Origin of the sequence: Streptomyces capitiformicae (genome assembly GCF_002214185.1) — a bacterium.
GTDB lineage: Bacteria > Actinomycetota > Actinomycetes > Streptomycetales > Streptomycetaceae > Streptomyces > Streptomyces capitiformicae.
Genome location: NZ_CP022161.1, coordinates 3260389 through 3282387 on the forward strand (window position 1 = coordinate 3260389; position 21999 = coordinate 3282387).

18 protein-coding genes are annotated in these 21999 nt (G+C 68.2%); 2 read left to right on the plus strand and 16 right to left on the minus strand.

Translation table 11 applies throughout. The features are described from left to right. Positions 1-21: 21 nt before the first annotated feature. From CES90_RS14465 to CES90_RS14520, 12 genes are all read right to left on the minus strand, one after another. Positions 22-2229 (minus strand): xanthine dehydrogenase family protein molybdopterin-binding subunit, encoded by a 2208-nt coding sequence (locus CES90_RS14465; protein ID WP_189785187.1) that lies wholly within the window; start codon positions 2227-2229, stop codon positions 22-24. A gap of 186 nt (positions 2230-2415) precedes the next feature. Next, positions 2416-3255, minus strand: a complete 840-nt coding sequence (locus CES90_RS14470; protein ID WP_189785188.1) for a shikimate dehydrogenase — start codon at positions 3253-3255, stop codon at positions 2416-2418. Beyond that, positions 3252-5033 (minus strand): endolytic transglycosylase MltG, encoded by a 1782-nt coding sequence (gene mltG, locus CES90_RS14475; RefSeq protein WP_189785189.1) that lies wholly within the window; start codon positions 5031-5033, stop codon positions 3252-3254. Before mltG ends, CES90_RS14470 begins: the two co-directional genes overlap by 4 nt. A gap of 124 nt (positions 5034-5157) precedes the next feature. Continuing rightward, complete coding sequence (gene ruvX / locus CES90_RS14480) at positions 5158-5622, minus strand: Holliday junction resolvase RuvX (RefSeq protein WP_229914066.1); 465 nt, start codon at positions 5620-5622, stop codon at positions 5158-5160. A gap of 38 nt (positions 5623-5660) precedes the next feature. Next, entirely contained in the window at positions 5661-8333 is a 2673-nt protein-coding gene (gene alaS, locus CES90_RS14485) for an alanine--tRNA ligase (RefSeq protein ID WP_189785191.1), read from the minus strand. After that, positions 8333-8707: a hypothetical protein gene (locus tag CES90_RS14490; protein WP_189785192.1), complete on the minus strand. Its 375-nt coding sequence runs from the start codon at positions 8705-8707 to the stop codon at positions 8333-8335. Before CES90_RS14490 ends, alaS begins: the two co-directional genes overlap by 1 nt. 7 nt (positions 8708-8714) lie before the next feature. Then, the gene (locus CES90_RS14495) at positions 8715-9161 is read right to left on the minus strand and encodes a DUF948 domain-containing protein (RefSeq protein ID WP_189785193.1); all 447 of its coding nucleotides are present in this window, start codon (positions 9159-9161) and stop codon (positions 8715-8717) included. 196 nt (positions 9162-9357) lie between these two features. After that, positions 9358-9972 (minus strand): 30S ribosomal protein S4, encoded by a 615-nt coding sequence (gene rpsD / locus CES90_RS14500; protein WP_189785194.1) that lies wholly within the window; start codon positions 9970-9972, stop codon positions 9358-9360. Between the two features lie 302 nt (positions 9973-10274). Further along, the gene (locus tag CES90_RS14505; RefSeq protein WP_189785195.1) at positions 10275-11630 is read right to left on the minus strand and encodes a replication-associated recombination protein A; all 1356 of its coding nucleotides are present in this window, start codon (positions 11628-11630) and stop codon (positions 10275-10277) included. 68 nt (positions 11631-11698) lie between these two features. Continuing rightward, the gene (locus tag CES90_RS14510) at positions 11699-12337 is read right to left on the minus strand and encodes a vitamin K epoxide reductase family protein (RefSeq protein WP_189785196.1); all 639 of its coding nucleotides are present in this window, start codon (positions 12335-12337) and stop codon (positions 11699-11701) included. A 135-nt stretch (positions 12338-12472) separates the two neighbouring features. Beyond that, positions 12473-13735 (minus strand): histidine--tRNA ligase, encoded by a 1263-nt coding sequence (gene hisS, locus CES90_RS14515; protein WP_189785197.1) that lies wholly within the window; start codon positions 13733-13735, stop codon positions 12473-12475. A 13-nt stretch (positions 13736-13748) separates the two neighbouring features. After that, positions 13749-14465: an MBL fold metallo-hydrolase gene (locus tag CES90_RS14520; protein ID WP_189785198.1), complete on the minus strand. Its 717-nt coding sequence runs from the start codon at positions 14463-14465 to the stop codon at positions 13749-13751. Positions 14466-14632: 167 nt separating this feature from the next. Between CES90_RS14520 and CES90_RS14525 the strand changes: the two genes are divergently transcribed. Further along, complete coding sequence (locus CES90_RS14525; RefSeq protein WP_189785199.1) at positions 14633-15469, plus strand: peptidylprolyl isomerase; 837 nt, start codon at positions 14633-14635, stop codon at positions 15467-15469. 135 nt (positions 15470-15604) lie between these two features. After that, positions 15605-16834, plus strand: a complete 1230-nt coding sequence (locus CES90_RS14530) for a DUF349 domain-containing protein (protein ID WP_189785200.1) — start codon at positions 15605-15607, stop codon at positions 16832-16834. Between the two features lie 98 nt (positions 16835-16932). Here CES90_RS14530 and CES90_RS14535 read toward each other — a convergent pair whose 3' ends face one another. From CES90_RS14535 to secF, 4 genes are all read right to left on the minus strand, one after another. Continuing rightward, a complete protein-coding gene (locus CES90_RS14535) occupies positions 16933-19509 on the minus strand; it encodes a RelA/SpoT family protein (RefSeq protein ID WP_189785201.1) in 2577 nt (858 codons plus the stop codon). A gap of 182 nt (positions 19510-19691) precedes the next feature. Then, the gene (locus CES90_RS14540; protein WP_189785202.1) at positions 19692-20114 is read right to left on the minus strand and encodes a hypothetical protein; all 423 of its coding nucleotides are present in this window, start codon (positions 20112-20114) and stop codon (positions 19692-19694) included. 248 nt (positions 20115-20362) lie between these two features. Beyond that, positions 20363-20911 carry an adenine phosphoribosyltransferase gene (locus CES90_RS14545; protein ID WP_189785203.1) on the minus strand — a complete coding sequence of 183 codons (549 nt, stop codon included), beginning with the start codon at positions 20909-20911 and terminating at the stop codon, positions 20363-20365. After that, positions 20908-21999 carry a protein translocase subunit SecF gene (gene secF / locus CES90_RS14550; RefSeq protein WP_189785204.1) on the minus strand — a complete coding sequence of 364 codons (1092 nt, stop codon included), beginning with the start codon at positions 21997-21999 and terminating at the stop codon, positions 20908-20910. The genes CES90_RS14545 and secF overlap by 4 nt, the downstream gene beginning before the upstream one ends.

The following is a 21999-nucleotide window of genomic DNA, read 5'->3' on the forward strand; positions in this document are numbered from 1 at the left end:
GCTCCTGGAGCCTGGTGTGAATCAGCGCGGGAACGGCGTGAAGTCCACGTCGAAGTTGATCGGGAAGCTGCGCGGTCTGGTGCCGGTGGCCCGCGCGTAGGCGTTGGCGACGGCGCCGACGGCCGCGGGGACACCGAGTTCGCCCGCGCCGCCGGGTTCGTCGGCGCCCTCGATGACGTAGATCTTCACGTCCTTCGGGGAGTCCTTCTGACGGGCGTAGTGGAACTGCGAGTAGCTGCCCTCCAGCGGGAGCCCCTCGTCGATGTGCAGCCCGGCGTGCAGGGTGGTGGAGATGGCGTCCGTGAGCCCGCCGAGCAACTGGGCCTCGAGACCGCGCGGGTTGATCACCCGGCCCACGTCGGCCGCGATGACCGCCTTCGTCACCCGCGGCTTCTTCGGATCGGTGGCGTCGATCTCGACCAGGCAGGCCGTGCACGACTTGTACTCGTCGTGGAAACCGACGCCCTGGGCCCAGCCCGCGGGCAGCTCCCTCCCCCAGTCGCCCTCCTCCGCGACCTTGGCGAGAACGGCCCGCTGCCGAGCCGTCTTGAGGAACTCCCGCCGGAAGGTGACGGGGTCCTTGCCGAGCTTCGCCGCCAGTTCGTCGACGATGATCTCCTCGGCCCCCCGTGTGTTGGCCGAGTACACCGAGCGCCACGACCCGGTGTGCATCGTGAGCGGCACCTCGGTGAGCGTCTGTGTGGTGAGACCGAAGTTGTACGGGGACTTCACCGTGGTCAGGAACAGCGTCTGCGCGAAGGTCGCGTTGCCGATACCGCTGGGCAGACTGGCGGCCGCCGCGGTGATCGCGTCGCCGAGCCCGTGCCGGAAGTCGGTCTCCACGGCGGCCACCCGGTGCTGGAAGGTGAGCACCTGCCCGGCCGCGTAGGTGGCGCGGACCCGGTGGTGCGTGGCGGGCCGCATTCGCCCGTGCCGCATGTCGTCGATGCGGGACCACATCAGCCGGATGGGCCGCCCGCTCTTCTTGGACACGACGGCGGCCTCCAGCGCCGCGTCGTAGAACAGCCGGCGTCCGAAGGACCCGCCCGACTGCACGACGTGCACCTTCACCTTGGACACCGGCACGCCGACGGCCTTGGCGATGGCGGCCTGAGCGATGATCGGCGACTTGAGCCCCGACCAGACCTCGGCGCCGTCGCTCCTCACATCTGCCACAGCGGAGTTGGTCTCCAGCGGCGCATGGCTCGCGAACGCGAAGTCGAACTCGCCCTCCACCTTCTTGACCAGCAGCCCGAGCACGTCGAGCGACGGCGTCGCCGCCTTCAGCCTCGCCTTGATACCGTCGTCCGACAGTGCGTCGACGGTCCCGGGGCCCCAGGTGACGTCGAGCGCTTCCTTGCCGTCCAGCGCCTGCCCGAACGTTTCGGCGACCACGGCGACACCCGTGTCGAGGGTGACCACGTCCAGCACACCCGGCATGGCTCTCACGACGGCCTCGTTGTTCACCGCCTTCACGGTGCCGTTGATCGTCGGAGGCCGCCGCACCATGCACGGCTTGGCACCGGGCACGTCCAGGTCGAGGGTGTAGGCCTGCTTGCCGGTGACCAGGGCACGGGCGTCGATGCGCGAGGTGGGAGTGCCGACGAGGGTGTGCTGCGCCGCCTTCTTGGGCGTGACGACCAGTGATCCCAGGTCGAGGGAGGCGGCGGCCGCCGACAGCGAACCGTAGGAGGCGGTACGGCCGTCGGGCGCCACCACGATGCCTTGGCGCACCGTCAAGTCGTCGGCGGCAAGCCGCCATTGCTTCGCCGCGGCCCCGACCATCCGTGCCCGCGCCGCTGCGGCGGTGTGACGCACCGGGTCGTACAGGGAGCGGACGGAGTTCGAGCTGCCGGTGAGCTGGTTGAACAGCAACTCTGGCCGGGCGTCGTCCAGTTGAACCCGAACGCGGTCGAGCGGTGTGTCCAACTCCTCCGCGACGAGCATCGCCACCGCCGTGGTCAGCCCCTGGCCGACCTCCTCCCGAGGCAGCCGGAAGTGGACGATGCCTTCCTCGTCGACGTTCAGCACCAGCATGTTCGCGGTGGGCGCCCCCGCCAGGATCAGCAGATCACCGAGGTCGACCAGATCCGCCGGGGCGGGCGGCGTGGGTATCGCCGCGTCGGCGCTACCGGGGGCATAGGCGTCCAGACCGATCTTGGTCGCGACCGCGAGGGTCGGCGCCGCCACCAGATAGGTGAGAAACCTTCGCCGGGAGTGACGTGACATGGGGACTCCGTTCGACGACCCGCCTACGCCGCCGAGCCGTCCCGTGATGATCGACCCCGGTTACCGCGCGGTACAGCGTCTTCACGAGATCGCTACATCGAACAGCGCCGCGAGGTGCTCCGGCCGGCAAGCGCCGGTGAGCGAAACCCACCCCCGCCCAGCAGCAACCGCCCGGCGCCCGAGCAACTAGCCTCGCCCGGCCAACGCCCGCTCTCCCGCCCGCCGCATCGCCCCCACAGGCGCCGGCTTGCACCCGGTCATCTGCTCGACCTGCAACACCGCCTGGTGCACCAGCAGATCGAGCCCGCTCACCACCGCCCCGCCATACGCCGACCAGCGCGCCGCCAGCTCCGTCGGCCACGGCTCGTACAGCACATCGAACAGGGTCGCCGGCCGCTCCGGTACGGCGGAGGACAGCGCGTCCGTGGCCCCGGACGGCGTCGTCGCGATGACGAGGGGAGCCCTCAGCCCTCGCTCCGCCTCCGCCCAGTCCTCCGTACGCACCTCGACACTCAGCCGCTCGCCCCACTGCCGCATCTCGGCCGCCCGGCTCTCACTCCGCACGTACGCCACGACCTCACCGGTGCAGATCCGGGCGAGCGCGGCCAGCGCGGACGACGCGGTGGCACCGGCGCCGAGGATCGCGGCGGAATCCACCTGCTCAACGCCCCGCTCCCACAGCGCGGCGACCATCCCGGGGATGTCGGTGTTGTCGCCGACCCGCCGCCCGTCCTCAGTGAACACCAGCGTGTTGACCGCCTCGACCGAGGCCGCCGTCTCACTGATCTCGTCCAGCAGCGGAATGACGGCCCGCTTGAGCGGCATCGTCAGCGACAACCCCGCCCACTCCGGCCCGAGTTTCTCGACGAACCCCGGCAACGCCTCCTCGTCGATCTCGAACCGGTCGTACGACCAGTCGACGAGCCCCAACTCCTCATATGCGGCCCTGTGGAGGACAGGAGAGAGTGAGTGGGCGATCGGGGAACCGAGTACGGCGGCCCGGTTCTTGCTCACGGTGCGGCTCATGATCCGTTCTGCGCTTCCTGGTACTTCTCGCGGTTCCGGTTGTGCTCCTCGTTGGTCACGGCGAAGAGGGTCTCGTCCTCGCTGATCGACACGAAGTAGTACCAGTCGCCCTTGGCCGGGTTGAGAGCGGCCTCGATCGCGACCGCACCCGGGTTGTCGATCGGTCCGGGCGGCAGACCGTAAACCTTGTAAGTGTTGTACGGATCGTCGATCTGCCGCAGCGAGTCGACCGAACCGGTCGCCAACTTGGACTCACCACGCAGGTAATTCACCGTGGAGTCGAAGTCGAGCAGGCCGGCTGTTTCCCGATTGTTGGGCTCAAGCCGGTTGTAGACGACCCGCGCCATCTTCTTGAAGTCCTTCTTGTTGTTTCCCTCTGCCTGGACCAGACTCGCCACGGTGAGCACCTGAAGCGGATTCTCCAGCTTCAGATCCTCCGCCTTGCTCTCCAGGTCGAATTCCTCGTAATTCGCCTTGGCGAGGGCGACCATTTCCTTCAGGACGTCCTTGGGCTTCATCCCCTTGGCGACCGGATAGGTGGAGGGGTAGAGGAATCCTTCCAATGGATCCTTGATGTCCTCGTTGTCGTTCGCCCAGTCGGGAAGGCCCAGGGTCGGCCATTCCTTTTTGGCAACGCCCTTGGTCGTGCCCGCCTTGAGCCCGAGCTCCTTGTCGATCTTGGCGTAGACCGCATTGTTCCGCTCGCCCTCCACGACAGTGAAGTTGTTCTGGCTCTTCGGATCGAGCATCAGGGCGAGAGCGCTTTCAGCGGACATCTCCTTCTTGAGTAGATAGACGCCCGCTTGAACCAGCTTTTCAGGCTGTTTCGCCTGCGCAGCCGTAAAGGCATCAACGCTCTTGACGACCCCTGCCGCTTTCAGCTTCTGACCGATCACAGAACCGAAGTCACCCTTTGAAATGGTGACCGTAACGGTCTCGTTCGTACCATCCCCCACATAATCAGGGGCCTCACCGAAACGGCTCTGATAAAACTGGTAGCCGAAATATCCGGCACCACCGATACCGCCACCGAAAACGAGCACGACCACCAGGCAGGCCGCACCGTTACGGCGCTTCCTGCCGTCCTTGGGCGGCTTGCCCGACTTACCGCCCCGTCCCTTCCGGTCGCCGCGGCCGCCGCGTTCCCCCGCCTCGTCGTCATCGTCGTCATCGGCGCCGCCCGCGAAGAACGCGATCTCGCCCTGATCCGGACCGGGATCCCAGTCGGTCCGCTCGGCGGCGGGCTGAGGCTCGGGGGTCGGCTCCGGATCCGGCTCGGGCTCGGCGCGACGGCGCGAGGGCGGCTCCGGTGGCGGATACGCGTCGGGCGTGCCGTAGAAGTCGGGCTGCCCACCGCCGTACGCCATGGCCTGCTGCTGCCCGTAGGGGTCGGCCGGATCAACGCCGTAGGGACCCTGGGCGGTGTGCTGGTGCGTCCCGTCGCCCCAGCCGCCGTTGCCATGGCCGTACTGCTGCTGGTCATGACCGGCGTACTGCTGGTGCTGCTGGTGGTGGCCTGGGTACTGCTGCTGCCCGGGGTCGCCGTATTCCTGCTGGTACTGCTGATGCGCGTAGACATCCTGATGACCGGTGCCCCAGCCACCGTTGCCCTGGTCGTACGACTGCTGGTGCTGCTGCTCCGGGTACTGCTGCGGCTGGCCGCCGTAGGGGGACTGCTGGCCCGCCTGGGCCTGCTGTCCGCCCCATCCGCCGTCCCCATACAACGGGTCGTCCGGATGCCACGGTTCGGAGCCTGGGCCCCGGCCATACTCAGTCATCGATCCCCTAGAGCCGCGAGGCGGCGGTCACGCGGGGCTTGTGGCTCGGCTATCGTCCCCGCCTCTTTTGGTGCGGAGGCTGTTCGAAGGCCCCCACATCGCGCGGAACGTTACCGTATCGCGATCAGTTGGCTACTTCGACGCCTTCGCCGGGAGCTTTACCTGACACCCGTTCGGATTCCAGCGCCTGTTGCAGGATGATCACGGCTGCTGCCTGGTCAATGACCGACCTGCCCTTTTTCGATTTCACCCCTGAGGCGCGGAGGCCTTGGCCGGCCGTCACTGTGGTCATCCTCTCGTCGATGAGTCTCACCGGAACAGGCACGATCAGGCGGGCCAGCTCCTGGGCGAAACCACGGACCTTGACCGCGGCCGGGCCCTCGCCCCCTTTGAGCGAGCGAGGGAGTCCGACCACGACCTCGATCGGTTCGTACTCCTCGACAAGTTGCTTCAACCGGCGTTGAGCTGCCGGAACATCGCGTCCGGGGACCGTCTCGACCGGGGTGGCGAGGATCCCGTCGGGGTCGCACGAGGCGACCCCGATACGGGCGTCCCCGACGTCGATCGCGAGCCGACGGCCGCGGCGCATGACCGGGCCGTCGTCTTCGCTCGTGTGAGGGGTCGTGCTCACTTGGCCGTCTCGGCGACCAGGCGCTCGACCGCGTCCACGGCTTCGCCGATGGCGGCCGGGTTCTGGCCACCGCCCTGGGCGACGTCGGGCTTGCCGCCACCGCCACCGCCGAGGGTCTTGGCGGCCGTACGGACCAGGTCGCCGGCCTTCAGACCGCGCTCGCGGGCGGCCTCGTTGGTGGCGATGACCGTCAGCGGCTTGCCGTTCGCCGTGGTGAACAGGGCGACCACGGCGGCCCGGCCGCCCTGGATGCGTCCGCGCACGTCGAGGACCAGCTTGCGCAGGTCGTCGGCGGTCGTGCCGTCCGGGACCTGACCGGTCACGAGAGCAACGCCGCGGACGTCCTTGGCGGACTCGGCGAGACCGGCGGCTGCCTGCAGAACCTTCTCCGCGCGGAACTTCTCGATCTCCTTCTCGGCGTCCTTCAGCTTGCCGAGCATGGCGGAGACCTTCTCCGGGAGCTCCTCCGGGCGGCCCTTGATCAACTCCTGGAGCTGGGCGACGACCGTGTGCTCACGGGCGAGGAAGTTGTAGGCGTCGACACCGACCAGGGCCTCGATACGGCGCACACCCGAGCCGATCGAGGACTCACCGAGGAGCTTCACCAGACCCAGCTGGGCGGTGTTGTGGACATGCGTACCGCCACACAGCTCCTTGGAGAAGTCGCCGATGGTGACAACGCGGACGCGCTCGCCGTACTTCTCGCCGAACTCGGCGATGGCGCCCTGCTTCCTGGCCTCGTCGATGCCCATGATGTCGGCGCGGACATCGAGTTCGCGGGCGAGTACCTCGTTGATCTTCTGCTCGACGTCGGTCATCACTGCCGTCGGAACGGCGGACGGGGAACCGAAGTCGAAGCGGAAACGGCCGGGCTGGTTCTCGGAACCAGCCTGGGCGGCCGTCGGGCCGAGGGCGTCACGCAGGGCCTGGTGGGTCAGGTGCGTGGCCGAGTGGGCGCGGGCGATGGCGGTGCGGCGACGGCCGTCGATCGAGGCGTGGGCCTTGGCGCCGACGGTGACCTCGCCGACCTGGACGGTGCCCTTGTGGACGTACACGCCCGGGACCGGCTTCTGGCAGTCGCGGATCTCGATGACGGCACCGGAGTCGACCTTGATCCGGCCGGTGTCGCCGATCTGGCCGCCGCCCTCGGCGTAGAACGGTGTGCGGTCGAGGACGATCTCGACCTCGTCGCCCTCGGTGGCGGCGGGCGAGGAGAGACCGTCGACGAGGATACCGACGACCGTCGACTCGCCCTCGGTGTCCGAGTAGCCGATGAACTCGGTCTCGCCGGCGGTGTCGGCGATCTCACGGTAGGCGCCGAGGTCGGCGTGGCCGGTCTTCTTGGCGCGGGCGTCGGCCTTGGCCTTGTCCCGCTGCTCCTTCATCAGACGGCGGAAGCCGTCCTCGTCCACGGAGAGGCCCTGCTCGGCGGCCATCTCCAGGGTGAGGTCGATCGGGAAGCCCCAGGTGTCGTGGAGCAGGAACGCCTTGTCGCCGGGCAGCTGCTTGCCACCGGCGGCCTTGGTATCGGTGATGGCCGTGTCGAGGATGTTCGTGCCGGCCTTCAGCGTCTTGAGGAAGGCGTTCTCCTCGGCGAGGGCGACCTTCTCGATGCGCTCGCGGTCGGTGATCAGCTCCGGGTACTGCTGGCCCATCATGCCGATGACGACGTCGATGAGGTCCTTGACGACCGGGCCGGTGGCGCCGAGGAGCCGCATGTTGCGGATGGCGCGGCGCATGATGCGGCGCAGGACATAGCCACGGCCCTCGTTGCCGGGGGTGACGCCGTCGCCGATGAGCATCACGGCGGTGCGGATGTGGTCGGTGACCACGCGCAGGGAGACGTCGGAGACCTTGGCATCGCCGTACCGGACACCAGTCAGCTCGGTGGCCTTGTTGATGACGGCCATGGAGGTGTCGATCTCGTACATGTTCTGCACGCCCTGCAGAATCATGGCGAGGCGCTCCAGGCCGAGGCCCGTGTCGATGTTCTTGCTGGGCAGCTCGCCGAGGATCTCGAAGTCCTCCTTCGAGGTGCCCTCGCCGCGCTCGTACTGCATGAAGACCAGGTTCCAGATCTCCACGTACCGCTCGTCGTTGACGGCCGGACCGCCCTCGACGCCGAACTCGGGGCCGCGGTCGTAGTTGATCTCGGAGCACGGGCCGCACGGTCCGGGGACGCCCATGGACCAGTAGTTGTCCTTCATGCCGAGGCGCTGGATGCGCTCCTTGGGCACGCCGATCTGCTCGTGCCAGATGCGCTCGGCCTCGTCGTCGTCCTTGTAGACGGTGATCCAGAGCTTCTCCGGCTCCAGGCCGTAACCACCCTTGTCCTGGGGGCTGGTGAGCAGCTCCCAGGCGTGCTTGATGGCGCCTTCCTTGAAGTAGTCGCCGAAGGAGAAGTTGCCGCACATCTGGAAGAACGTGCCGTGCCGGGTGGTCTTGCCGACCTCTTCGATGTCCGGCGTGCGGACGCACTTCTGGACGCTGGTGGCGCGGGTGAAGGAGGGCTTGACCTCGCCCAGGAAGTACGGCTTGAACGGGACCATGCCCGCGTTGACCAGGAGCAGAGTCGGGTCGTCCGCGATGAGCGACGCCGAAGGGACGACGGTGTGACCGCGCTCCTCGAAGAAGCTCAACCAGCGGCGGCGGATTTCAGCCGACTCCATCAGTGGTCCTCATTCCGGTTGTACGGGTACGACGAGCTCTCGACGTACCTCGGATTCCTGCTGTACTTCGGGGTGTTGCTGTTCTCGATGGCGATGACGCGCCGGGGGGCCGGAAGCTCCGGCAGCTGGTCGGGGTTGGCCTCGATGCCGAGTGCCTCGCCCAGTTCGGCCTCCCGCTGGGCCATGTTGTCGCGGACGTCGAGCGCGAACCCGACCGCCCGGTCCTTGAGCCTGCTGCCCGCCTCGATCGCCTTGTTCGCAGCCTGGGTGGCGAGGTGCTCGGGGGTGAGCTGCTTGAGCTTGCGGTTGACCTTGGTGGTGGCCCACACTCCGGCGGCAACACCTGTGGTGAACCAGAACGTACGGCGGAACATCGCTCGGTCAGTCCTTCTTTCCACGGGTGTTTCGCCTGCTCCGGCGCGCGCCCGGAACCGTTCGGCCCACGATCACGGTACGCCGCTGCTCCTTGGCCGGCTCGCCCTCGCGGCGGCCGCCCATGGCCCGGCGTACGCCGTAGCCGAAGGCGGCGACCTTGACGAGGGGGCCGCCGAAGGTGGACGCGACGGTCGTGGAGAGCGCCGAGGCGTTCGACGTGACCTCCTGGACGTCGGACGCGATGGCGTCGACCCGGTCGATCTGCGTCTGCGCGGAGCGGACGGCACTGGACGCGTCGGCGAGGAGGGGGACGGCCTGGTCGGTCACGTCCGCGACGAGTTTGGTGGTCGCCTTGAGCGTCTGGGCCAGCCTCGCCAGCGCGACGGCGAGGAAGGAGACCAGGATCGCCCAGAAGACGGCCACCAGGATCCCGGCCACCTCTCCACCGGACACTGTGTGCCACCCGCTCCCTGGAACATTCCTGAACGTCGAAAGTCGTGTCCCGAGCCTATCGCGCCACGACTGCCACTCCGTACCGCATTAAGGCGTACCGCAGCAAGGCGAGAGCCCGCCGTCCCGCCCGCCTCGGAAGGCGGGGAGACGACGGGCTGACGCTTGCTGCGTGCGTACTACGTCCGTCGAAAAAGGATCAACGGGCGTAGTACTCGACGACGAGCTGCTCGTCGCAGATGACCGGGACTTCCTTGCGGTTCGGCTCGCGGTCGAGGCGGAACGCCAGGGCCTTGAGGTTCACCTGGAGGTAGCGCGGGGTCTCACCGTCGGCCGCGAAGCCACCCTCGCGGGCGATCTCGAACAGCGGCTTCTGACGGCTGCGCTCACGGACCATGACGACGTCGTCCGGCTTGACGCGGAAGGACGGCCTGTCGACCTTGTGGCCGTTGACCTCGATGTGGCCGTGAACGACCATCTGACGGGCCTGGTAGATGGTGCGGGCGATGCCCGAACGCAGGACCAGGGCGTCGAGACGACGCTCGAGCTCGATGATCAGGGCCTCACCGGTCTTGCCCTGAACCTTGGAGGCACGCTCGTAGGCGCGGACGAGCTGACGCTCGGACACGTCGTACTGCGCACGCAGACGCTGCTTCTCGAGCAGACGGACCTTGTAGTCCGAGTTCTGCTTGCGGCCACGGCCGTGCTCACCCGGCGGGTAGGGGCGGGCCTCGAAGTACTTGACGGCCTTCGGGGTCAGCGCGATGCCGAGGGCACGCGACTTCTTGACCTTGGGGCGGGACTGGTTCGCCACTTTTTCCTTCTTTTCCTTGATTCGGCTGCCTCAGGGTTACGGGAGGTCGCATCCGCAGCCGGGGAATCCCGTCAGGTCCACGAGGGACGTGTCGGGTAGCCGCTCCCCTGGTCTGGGCACATACATGCAGCACACGAACGGCCCACCGACCGCTCCCGGGATCCGGGTGGTAGTGGGCTGCCCGCGACACCTACGACGGTGCGCGACGCTCCTGGATCAAAAGATCCGGCTGGATGTCCCGCCTGAGGCGCCGACCGGAGCCGGACACGGGACGCAGCGCTGTGAAGAAGTCTACAGGGGGTTCAGGACTGCTTGCGCCCGAGGTGCTTCCGGGTCCACTCGACAGCGTCCGCGTAGCGCGCCTCGGCGCCGTGCCTGGTGGGGGTGTAGTACGCGCGGTCCTTCAGGGCGTCCGGGGCGTACTGCTGGGTGGCGATGCCCTCCGGCAGGTCGTGCGGGTAGACGTATCCCTGGGCGTGCCCGAGTTTGGCCGCGCCCTTGTAGTGGCCGTCCCGCAGATGCGGCGGCACGGGCCCGGCCAGGCCTTTCCGTACGTCCTCCATGGCGGCGCCGATGGCCGTCGTCGCGGCGTTCGACTTGGGGGCGAGGGCCAGGGCGATGGTGGCGTGGCTGAGGGTGAGGGCGGCCTCGGGGAAGCCGATCATGGCGACGGCCTGGGCGGCGGCGACGGCTATCGGCAGCGCGTTCGGATCGGCGAGGCCGATGTCCTCGCTGGCGGAGATCATCAGTCGGCGGGCGATGAAGCGGGGGTCCTCGCCGGCCTCGATCATGCGGGCCAGATAGTGCAGCGCGGCGTCGACGTCGGAGCCGCGGATGGACTTGATGAGGGCGCTGGCCACGTCGTAGTGCTGGTCGCCGTCGCGGTCGTACTTCACGGCGGCCCGGTCGACGGTTTCTTCGAGGGTCGTCAGGCCGATCTCCCGCTCACCCTTGTCGAGGGCGGCTCCGGCGGCGGCCTCCAGGGCGGTCAGGGCGCGGCGGGCGTCGCCGCCGGCGATGCGCAGGAGGTGGGCCTCGGTGTCCTCGGGGAGGGTGACGGCGCCCTTGAGGCCGCGCTCGTCGGTCAGCGCGCGCTTGAGGAGGCCGCGCAGGTCGTCATCGGTGAGCGGTTCGAGGGTGAGGAGCAGAGAGCGGGACAGCAGGGGGGAGATCACCGAGAAGTACGGGTTCTCCGTCGTCGCCGCGATCAGGGTGACCCAGCGGTTCTCGACGGCCGGGAGCAGCGAGTCCTGCTGGGCCTTGCTGAAGCGGTGGATCTCGTCCAGGAAGAGGACGGTCTCCTTGCCGAAGCCGCCGGTGGCTCGGCGGGCACCGTCGATGACCGCGCGGACCTCCTTGACGCCGGCGGTGATCGCGGAAAGCTCCACGAAGCGCTTGTTGGTGGCCTTGGAGACGACGTACGCGAGGGTGGTCTTGCCGGTGCCGGGCGGTCCCCACAGGATGACGGAGGAGGGGCCGGCCGGGCCGCCCCCCGATTCACCGACCAGTCTGCGCAGTGGCGAACCGGGCTTGAGCAGGTGCTGCTGGCCCACGACCTCGTCGAGGGTGCGCGGGCGCATCCGCACGGCCAGAGGGCTGGCGGCCGGGTCCTTCCCCTGGCGTTCTTCTGCTGCGGCGGTGAACAGATCGGGCTCCACGCTGAAAACCCTATGTCACGCCACTGACAGTCCGGTCGGGACCGCCTGCCGGGTCGGAGGGCGGGCCGTCAGCTGGTCCAGAAGTCCCACCAGCGGGTCAGGATCAGCATGCCGATGATGCCGATGTGCATGACGGGCAGGACCCAGGTGAACTCGCCGAAGAATCCCTTCACCCAGGCGGGCGCGGGCAGGAGGCCGTTGCGGATGTTGAACGACGTCACGTACCAGAACATCAGGATCGTGGCGACCCAGGCGAGGCAGCACCACAGGCAGAGCGAGTTGATGGTGTACAGCGACTGGTACTGCAGCCAGGTCACGAAGCCGACGCCGAAGAGGGTGCCTGCGTTGAAGGTCAGCCAGTACCAGCGGGGGAAGGTCGCCCGGGCCAGCAGGCTCATGCCGACGCCGATGACGATGCCGTAGGCGACGAGGCCGAGCATCGGGTTGGGGAACCCGAAGACGGAGGCCTGGTCGCTCTTCATGATGTTGCCGCAGGAGACCACCGGGTTGAGGCTGCAACCCGGTGTGAAGTTCGGGTCTTCGAGCAGCTTGAACTTGTCGAGCGTGATGACCCAGGAGGCGAGCAGTCCTGCCGCGCCGGTGATCAGCAGCAGGATCGCGAAGGCGCGACTGCCGCCCACCGTGCGAGGGGCCTCGGTGTGTGCCCGCTCCGTGGAGGAGACGTCCTTGACTGTCGTCTTGCTCATCACGTCGTTTCCAGCTTCGAAGGGGACTCTGGGGCACGGTCATTGTGCCGTACACCCTCGCGCGGGCACCGTTCGCTGGGCATAAAAGTCGCCCCTACCACCCGTAAAGGGCGGTAGGGGCGGCAACGGCTTGACTCAGCCCAGTCGGGCCTCCAGCTCGGCCACGATCTCGTTCACGCCGATGGCCACCTGCTCGCCGGACTCCATGTCCTTGAGCTGGACGACACCCTCGGCGAGGTCCCGCTCCCCGGCGACGATCGCGTAGCGCGCGCCGCTCCGGTTGGCGTTCTTCATCGCGCCCTTGAGGCCCTTCCCACCGTACGAGAAGTCGGCCGCGATGCCCACCTTGCGCAGCTCCGTGACCTTGGCGAAGAGGACTCGGCGGGCCTCTTCGCCGAGCGGGACGGCGAAGACACTGGTGGAGGCGGGGAGTTCGAGCTCGACGCCCTCCGCTTCCAGGGCCAGGACCGTACGGTCGACGCCCAACGCCCATCCGACCGACGGCAACGCCGGGCCGCCGATCATCTCGGAGAGGCCGTCGTAGCGACCGCCGCCGCCCACCGCGGACTGGGAACCGAGACCGTCGTGCACGAACTCGAAGGTCGTACGGGTGTAGTAGTCCAGGCCACGGACCAGCTTCGGGTCGTCCTCGAAGGAGACGCCCGCCGCCGTGATCAGCTCGCGTACCTCCTCGTGGTACGCCTTGCAGGCGTCGCAGAGGTAGTCACGCAGAAGGGGGGCTCCCGACAGTTGCTTCTGGACCGACTCCCGCTTGTCGTCCAGGACGCGCAGGGGGTTGATCTCGGCGCGGCGGAGGGTGTCCTCGTCCAGGTCCAGGCCGCGCAGGAAGTCCTGCAGGGCGGCCCGGTAGACGGGGCGGCACTCCTTGTCGCCCAGGCTGTTGAGGAGGATCCGGAAGTTCCGCAGCCCCAGCGAGCGGTACGCCTGGTCGGCCAGGATGATCAACTCGGCGTCCAGGGCCGGGTCCTCGGCACCGATGGCCTCGGCGCCGACCTGGGAGAAGTGGCGGTAGCGGCCCGCCTGCGGCTGCTCGTACCGGTAGTACGAGCCCGAGTACCAGAGCTTGACGGGGAGGTTGCCCTGCCTGTGCAGGTTCGCCTCCAGGGTGGCGCGCAGCACGGAGGCGGTGCCCTCGGGGCGCAGGGCCAGCCTGTCGCCGCCCTTGGTCTCGAAGGCGTACATCTCCTTGGTCACGATGTCGGTCGACTCGCCCACACCGCGCGCGAAGAGCTCCACGTTCTCGAAGCCGGGCGTCTCGATATAGCCGTAGCCGGAGTTCCTGAGCGGCGCGGCGATCGCCTCACGCACCGCGAGGAACCTCGCCGAGCTGGGCGGCAGCAGGTCGTACGTGCCCTTGGGGGCCTGAAAGGTGCTCACGGAAGGTCTCTCGTCACATTCCTCGTCGGGGAGCCCCGGGGGCGCCGTGTTCTTGGCGGCCCGCCGCCACTTCCCGCAGGTACGGGTTGGTGGCGCGCTCCTGGCCGATGGTCGTCTGGGGGCCGTGGCCGGACAGCACCACGGTCGAGTCGTCGAGCGGCAGGCACACGCGGGCCAGCGAGTCGAGCATCTCGGCCATGTCACCGCCGGGCAGGTCGGTGCGTCCGATGGAGCCGGCGAAGAGCAGATCCCCGGAGAAGAAGACCGAGGGGATCTCGGTCGTCTCGGGCATCCGGAAGGTCACCGACCCCTTGGTATGGCCGGGCGCGTGCGCCACGGACAGCTCCAGACCGGCCAGCTCCAGCTTGGCACCGTCGGTGAGCTCCTTGACGTCACCGGGCTCCCCGATGGTCAGCTCGCCGAGCAGCGGCATGCCGATGGAACGGCCGAGCGCCTTCTCGGGGTCGCTCATCATGTACCGGTCCTCGGGGTGGATCCACGCCGGTACGTCGTGCGCGCCGCACACGGGGACGACCGAGGCCACGTGGTCGAGGTGGCCGTGGGTGAGGACGACGGCGACGGGCTTGAGCCGATGCTTCCTGAGCGTCTCCTCGACTCCCTGGGTGGCCTGATGGCCCGGGTCGATGATCACGCACTCCTCACCGGCGGCGGGGGCGACCAGATAACAGTTGGTCCCCCAGGCCCCGGCGGGGAACCCGGCAATGAGCACGATCGTCCTTCGATTCGTCGTACGAGGGTGGGTTGCTGTGGATCAGAGCCTACCGGCGCTGCCGTTTCCTCAGCGAACCCATATACGGTACGGGTCACACACAAGCAGTCGACTCACGAGACGTGCGACGCACCCGTCGACGTATGAGACGTATGAGGAGAGAACCGGTGGTCAGCCAGGAGCAGCGGCGGCGTCAGCTCGCCCGGGAGAAGTTCTTGCGGCAGCAGCAGCGGCGCACCCAGGCCAGGCGCAAGGCACATGTCCGCAACGCCGTGATCGCCTCGGTTCTCGGCGTGATCCTGGTGGGCAGCGTCGCGCTGTACACGACGGACATCCTCAAGGGCGACGACAAGAAGGACAACGCGAGCGCGGAGGTGACGCCGAGCGCCTCGCCGAGCAAGGCGCCGGACCCGTGCGAGAAGGCGGCCGCGGGCAAGGTCAAGAAGCTCACCTTCAAGAAGGAGCCCGCGATCACCATCGACAAGACCGCGAAGTACATGATGGATCTGCGGACGACCTGCGGTGACATCGGTATAACGATGGACGCGGCAAAGGCCCCGCACACCGTGAACTCGTTCAACTTCCTTGTGAACAAGGGGTACTTGGACCACACCAAGTGCCACCGGCTCACCACGCAGGGCATCTACGTGCTCCAGTGCGGTGACCCGCAGGGCACCGGCACGGGCGGTCCGGGCTACACCATCCCGGATGAGAACCTGAAGGACTCGCGCCTGAAGGGCAATGTGTACCCGGCGGGCACGGTCGCGATGGCGAACCAGTTCAACGCGCAGACCGGCCAGGGCAAGAACAGCGGCGGCAGCCAGTTCTTCCTGGTCTTCCAGGACAGCCAGTTGCCGGCCAACTACACCCCGTTCGGCACGGTCTCCGAGGACGGCATGAAGGTCCTGAAGAAGATCGCCGACGCGGGTGAGAACACGGGCATGGGTGATGGGACGCCCAACGCGACCGTGGTGATCAACAAGGCGACTGTCAAGAAGTCCTGACCGCGAACAGCGAAATTTCGGTCGCGCGGGATGCGGACAGGCAACCCGCCGGTCGCCTATGTTGGCCGTGACGAAACTGTGGACGATGCCCGGGGGAGCTGAGGCCCCCCGCAGGCATCATGTGGAGGAGGCGCTGTGAGCAGCGACCCGTGGGGCCGCGTCGACGAGACGGGGACCGTGTACGTGCGTACGGCCGACGGCGAGCAGGTCGTCGGTTCCTGGCAGGCCGGCTCCCCCGAGGAGGCGTTGGCCTACTTCGAGCGCAAGTACGAGGGCCTGGTTGTCGAGATCGGCCTCCTCGAGAAGCGTGTGAAGACCACCGACCTGTCGGCGAAGGACGCCCAGGCCGCGATCGACCACATTCGGGAGCAGGTCGACGCGCATCATGCGGTCGGTGACCTGGAAGCGCTCAAGGTGCGGCTGGACAAGCTCGTCGAGACCGTCGAGGCGCGCCGTGAGGAGCGCAAGCAGCAGCGGGCGAAGCAGTCCGACGAGGCCCGGCACGCCAAGGAGGCGCTGGTCGCCGAGGCGGAGGAGCTGGCCCAGTCCGACCAGTGGCGGGCCGCCGGTGAGCGGCTGCGTGCCCTGGTGGACACCTGGAAGGGTCTGCCGCGGCTCGACCGGAAGTCCGACGACGAGTTGTGGCACCGCTTCTCGCACGCCCGCTCGGCGTTCTCCAAGCGTCGCAAGGCCCACTTCGCGCAGCTCGACGCGCAGCGTGAGGAGGCCCGCAAGACCAAGGAGAAGCTGGTCGCGGAGGCCGAGGCGCTGTCGGGCTCCACGGACTGGGGTCCCACGGCGGCGCGCTACCGCGAGCTGATGGCCGACTGGAAGGCCGCGGGCCGCGCCCAGCGGGAGCACGAGGACGACCTGTGGAACCGTTTCCGCGGCGCCCAGGACGTGTTCTTCGCCGCCCGTAGCTCGGTGTTCGCCGAGCGCGACGCGGAGCAGACGGAGAACCTCAAACTCAAGGAGGAGCTGGCCGAGGAGGCGGAGAAGATCCTTCCGGTCACGGACCTCAAGGCGGCCCGCGCGGCCTTCCGCTCGGTCAACGAGCGCTGGGAGGCCATCGGCCACGTGCCGCGCGACGCCCGCCCGAAGGTCGAGGGCCGGATGCACGCGGTCGAGCGCGCGATCCAGGAGGCCGAGGAAGCGGAGTGGCGCCGCACCAACCCGGAGGCCCGCGCCCGCGCGGCCGGCCTCACGGGCCAGCTCCAGGCCGCCGTGGACAAGCTCAAGGGCCAGATCGAGCAGGCCCGCGCCCAGGGCAACAACGCCAAGGCCGACAAGCTCCAGAAGGAGCTCGACGGCCGCCAGGCCCTGCTCGACCAGGCGCTGAAGGGTCTGCAGGAGTTCGGCGGCTGACGCTGCCACCTGCTCACGAGTGAGGGGCTCCCGTACGGTTCGTACGGGAGCCCCTCACTCGTTCAGCCGGCCTTCTGCCGGTTCTCCGTCGGCCCCTGCTACGGCCTGCGCGCCGACGTCACGCGGTACACGTCGTACACGCCCTCCACGCCCCGTACGGCCTTCAGGACGTGGCCCAGGTGTTTCGGGTCGCCCATCTCGAAGGTGAAGCGGGAGGTCGCGACGCGGTCGCGGGAGGTCTGGACGGCGGCCGACAGGATGTTGACGTGCTGGTCGGACAGGACGCGGGTGACGTCCGAGAGCAGGCGGGAGCGGTCCAGGGCCTCGACCTGTATGGCGACGAGGAAGACCGAGGACTGGGTGGGGGCCCACTCGACGTCGAGGATGCGCTCGGGCTCGCGGGACAGCGACTCGACGTTGACGCAGTCGTTGCGGTGAACCGATACGCCACTGCCGCGGGTGACGAAGCCGATGATCGGGTCGCCGGGGACGGGCGTACAACAGCGGGCCAGCTTGACCCACACATCCTCGACGCCCTTGACCACGACACCGGGGTCGTTGCTGCCGCGCCGCTTGCGGCTCCGGCTGCGGGTGGGCGGTACGGACTCGTCGATCTCCTCGGTGGCGGCCTCCTCGCCGCCGAGGGCCTGGACGAGTTTCTGCACCACGCTCTGCGCGGAGACATGGCCTTCGCCTATGGCCGCGTACAGCGCGGAGATGTCCGGGTAGCGCATCTCGTGGGCGAGGGTGACCAGGGAGTCGCCGGTGAGGATGCGCTGGATCGGCAGGTTCTGCTTGCGCATCGCACGGACGATGGCGTCCTTGCCCTGCTCGATGGCCTCGTCTCGCCGCTCCTTGGAGAACCAGGCACGGATCTTGTTGCGGGCCCGGGGGGACTTCACGAAGCCGAGCCAGTCGCGGGAGGGGCCCGCGCCGGCGGCCTTGGAGGTGAAGACCTCCACCAGGTCGCCGTTGTCCAGGGTGGATTCGAGGGGCACCAGGCGGCCATTGACCCTCGCGCCTATGGTGCGGTGGCCGACCTCGGTGTGGACCGCGTACGCGAAGTCGACGGGGGTCGCGCTGGCCGGCAGCGCTATCACATCGCCCTTGGGCGTGAAGACGAAGACCTCGTTGCGGGACAGGTCGAAGCGCAGGGACTCCAGGAACTCGCCGGGGTCCTCGGTCTCCTTCTGCCAGTCCAGCAGCTGCCGCAGCCAGGCCATGTCGTTGAGGTGGTCGTCCTTGCCGGTGCTCCGGGGAGCGTCGGTGCGGACCTTGGAGGCGCCGGCGACGGCCTCCTGCTTGTACTTCCAGTGCGCGGCGATGCCGTACTCGGCGCGGCGGTGCATGTCGAACGTACGGATCTGGAGTTCGACCGGCTTGCCGTTGGGTCCGATGACCGTCGTGTGCAGCGACTGGTACATGTTGAACTTGGGCATCGCGATGTAGTCCTTGAACCGCCCCGGAACCGGGTTCCAGCGGGCGTGGACGGTGCCCAGGGCCGCGTAGCAGTCACGGACGGTGTCCACCAGGACGCGGATGCCGACCAGGTCGTAGATCTCCGCGAAGTCACGGCCGCGGACGATCATCTTCTGGTAGACGCTGTAGTAGTGCTTCGGGCGGCCGGTGACGGTCGCCTTGATGCGGGCGGCGCGCAGGTCCTGCTGGACCTCGTCGGTCACTATGGCCAGATACTCGTCACGCTTCGGTGCCCTCTCGGCCACCAGCCGGACGATCTCGTCGTACATCTTGGGGTAGAGAATCGCGAAGGCGAGGTCCTCCAACTCCCACTTGATCGTGTTCATGCCCAGGCGATGGGCGAGGGGCGCGTAGATCTCCAGGGTCTCGCGCGCCTTCTTCTCCTGCTTCTCACGCTTGAGGTAGCGCATGGTGCGCATGTTGTGCAGGCGGTCGGCGAGCTTGATGACCAGGACACGGGGGTCCTTGGCCATGGCGACGACCATCTTGCGTACGGTCTCGGCCTGGGCGGCCTCGCCGAACTTGACCTTGTCCAGCTTGGTGACGCCGTCGACGAGGAGGGCGACGGAGTCACCGAAGTCACGGCGGAGCTGGTCGAGGCCGTACTCGGTGTCCTCGACCGTGTCGTGCAGCAGGCCCGCCATCAAGGTGGCCGGATCCATGCCCAGCTCGGCGAGGATGGTGGTCACCGCGAGGGGGTGGGTGATGTAGGGGTCGCCGCTCTTGCGCTTCTGGCCCCGGTGCCAGCGCTCGGCGACCTGGTAGGCCTTCTCGATCTGGCGGAGCGTCGACGTCTCGATCTTCGCGTCGTTGCTGCGCACGATCCGCAGCAGCGGCTCCAGGACCGGGTTGTACGGGTTGGAGCGCTGCACGCCGAGCCGGGCGAGGCGGGCGCGGACGCGGTTGGAGGAGCCGGAGCGGGCGGGCTGGCCCGTGGCCGCGGGGCGTGCCGGAGGCGTCGGCGCCGGAGCAGCGGGGGCGGGGCGCTCGGGAGGGGCGGGCTTGGGGCGAGGCTGCTCGGCGGCCCTGTCAGCGGGCGCGGACTGGGCGTGCTCCACCGAGCCCTTCGCGGAGTTCGCGGTCGCGGCGGCGGACGCGGGGTTCATCGCCTTCGGCGCGGCTTGCGCGGGCTTGGCCGCGGGGCCCGAGGCGGATTCGGGCTTGGCGGCGGTCAGGTGCTGGGCCTCGTCTGCCAAGAGGGCTCCTCGTGCGCGATCCGGGTCCCCCGGTCAGGCTCCGGAGACCCCATGGTAGCGATCCATCGCCCCGGGATCGCCTTCAGGCCAATGTGAAGGCCGTCTACCCATGAAACGCCAGAGGCGGGCGCCGGATTCCTCCGGGCCCGCCTCCAGGGGTGTCACTTCAGGAACCGCCCTGGTCAGGCGACGCTGTCGCCCTCCTCGCAGTTCTTCGGCCGGTGACCGGCCTTCGTGTGGCAGACCTTGAGGGTCACCTTGGTGTTCTCCGCGAGGTTACCGGTCTTCCAGGGGCTGCAGTAGTCCGAGACGTGACCGCTGGTCGTGACGGTGCGGTCCCAGGTTCCGTTGCGGTTGACGTCCAGCCAGGCCGTGACTGCCCACGTGTCCCCCGTGACGTCACAGGCCCGGATGGCGTCCCCGGGCACGTCCTGGTTGTTGCCAGGGTGGTCCACCGGGTCCTGGTTGAAGTTGCCCCAGTCGTCGGAGCCGGTGGGGTGCACCCCGAGGAGCAGACCCGTGCCCGCCTGTGCGGGGCTCGCGGCCACACCGAGGAAGGTTGCGGCGGCGATGGCCGTGACAACCGGAAGCGCTCTCAGACGCATGTCGAATTCCCCCTTGGAATCGTTCACCACAGTCCTTGGGGCATCGCGAAAGGACACCTCATGGAGGTGTACGTCGAGTTCGCGGATCTCCCCCGCGCCCGGACCAGTGGTCAGTTGGTCGAAACGGCGCTTGATCATCCAAGCCGAGTGTTCCGCGCATGTCAACGAAAAAAGAACGGTGCCTCCACGGAATGTGCACCGCAGAGGCACCGATACGTGCCCTGAAGACTGTTCAGACCAGGATCAGCTCAGACCAGGATCAGCGACTCCAGCGGAGCGCCGGCCAACGCGGGCTCCAGTCGCGCCCGGCCCGCGAGGAAGCCCAGCTCCATGAGGACCGCCACACCGGCGACCTCGGCTCCCGCCCGCCGGATGAGCTGCAGCGACGCCTCGGCCGTGCCGCCAGTCGCGAGGACGTCGTCGATGACCATGACGCGGTCGCCCGCGACCAGGTCCTCGGCGTGCACCTCGATCTCGGCGGAGCCGTACTCCAGGTCGTACGCCTGGCTGAGCGTGGCTCCGGGGAGCTTGCCCGCCTTGCGTACGGGGATGAAGCCGACGCCGGCCCGGACGGCGACCGGGGCGCCCAGGATGAACCCGCGGGCCTCCAGGCCGACGATCTTCGTGGCGCCGTGCCGGACGGTCACCTCCGCCAGCGCGTCCGTCAGCGCGGTGAACGCCACCGGGTCGGCCAGCAACGGGGTGATGTCCTTGAACATCACGCCCGGTTCCGGGTAGTCCGCGACGTCACGGATGCGGCTGAGCAGCAGCGTCGTGATTTCCGCGAGCTCCGTCATCGCCGCTTACCACCCCGGCCACGGCTGCGTGCCCCGGACTGGGCACGCGGGCCGACCACCGCGGGGGTGGCGTCCTCGGCCTCGTCGTCCAAAGGCCCGTCGGCGGCCAGCTCTACGTGCTCGGTCTGGGCACGCTTGGCCAGTACGCGCTTCTTGAGTGCCTTCAGCTGCGGCTCGCGCTCCTTGAGGTCGGCGACGAGCGGCGTGGCGATGAAGATCGAGGAGTACGCACCGGCCGCGAGGCCGACGAACAGCGACAGCGAGATGTCGTTGAGCATGCCCGCGCCGAGGACACCGCCACCGATGAACAGCAGACCGGCGACCGGGAGCAGCGCGACCACCGTGGTGTTGATGGAACGCACCAGGGTGCTGTTGATCGAGCGGTTGGCGATGTCGCTGTACGTCCAGCGGTTCTGCTTGGTGATGTCCTTCGTCTGCTCCTTGAGGCTGTCGAAGACGACGACCGTGTCGTAGAGCGAGTAACCGAGGATCGTGAGCAGACCGATCACGGTACCCGGCGTCACCTCGAAACCGACGAGGGCGTAGATACCGACCGTGATGGTGATGTCGTGGACGAGGGCGACGAACGCGGCGACCGCCATGCGCCACTCGAAGGCGATCGCCAGATAGATCACCACGAGGACCATGAAGATCCCAAGGCCCTGCCAGGCCTTATTGGCGATCTGATCACCCCAGCTGGGGCCGACCAGGTCGGCGTTGATCCGCTCCGGGTCCATCTTGAGCTCTTCGGCGAGCGACTGCTTGATCTCGTCGGACTTGCCGGTGTCGACGCCGGAGATCTGGATGCGCAAGGTGTCGTTGCCGAGCTTCTGGACGACCGCCTGGTGGCCGGATGCCTCCCTGGCGTACTCCTCCGCCTGGGAGACCGAGACGCTCGTCTTCGGCGTCGTGAAGACGGCACCGCCCTGGAATTCGATGCCCATGTTCAGGCCGCGGACCGCGAGGCCGACGATGGCGATGATGGTGATCAGGATGGAGACGCCGTACCAGATCTTGCGGTTGCCGACGAAGTCGTAACCGACCTCGCCGCGGTGGAGTCGGGCTCCGAGGTCGCCGAGCTTCGACAT